The organism is Rhizobium sp. UBA1881 (assembly GCF_002338015.1).
In the GTDB taxonomy this organism is placed as follows: Bacteria; Pseudomonadota; Alphaproteobacteria; order Rhizobiales; family Rhizobiaceae; genus Rhizobium.
In genome coordinates, this window is sequence record NZ_DDHH01000013.1 from 1 (window position 1) to 472 (window position 472).

The window sequence follows — 472 nt, forward strand, 5'->3', positions numbered from 1 at the left end:
AAGACCCGCTTTCCGGAGAAAGCGGGTCTTATACTTTACAAAGCGTTCAAGCGATCAAAGGATCAAGCTTCAGCTTCGCCAGCTTCTTCTTCTTCTTCCGATACGCCAGCTGCCGGAGCAACGATCGTAGCGATGGTGAAGTCGCGGTCGATAACCGTGGTCACGCCCTTCGGCAGAGTGACTTCGGAGATGTGGATGCTGTCGCCGATCTTCTTGCCGCTGAGGTCAACGTTGAAGAATTCCGGGATCGCGTCAGCCGGGCAATGAACTTCGACGTCGTGACGAACGATGTTCAGGACGCCGCCGACCTTGAGGCCCTGGGACTTTTCTTCGTTGATGAAGTGAACCGGGATCGCAACGGTAACGGCGGTGTTGCCGGATACGCGCAGGAAGTCCACGTGCATGGTGAAGTCGCGGACCGGATCGAGCTGGTAGTCCTTCGGCAGAACCTTGTACTTCTTGCCGTCGACGT

General features: G+C 56.4%; 1 protein-coding gene. It reads right to left on the reverse strand.

Annotation, left to right across the window (positions count from 1 at the left end):
• Positions 1-62: 62 nt before the first annotated feature.
• Positions 63-472: 50S ribosomal protein L25/general stress protein Ctc (locus B3605_RS01315; RefSeq protein WP_296431775.1), on the reverse strand; the 410-nt coding region annotated here is incomplete at its 5' end.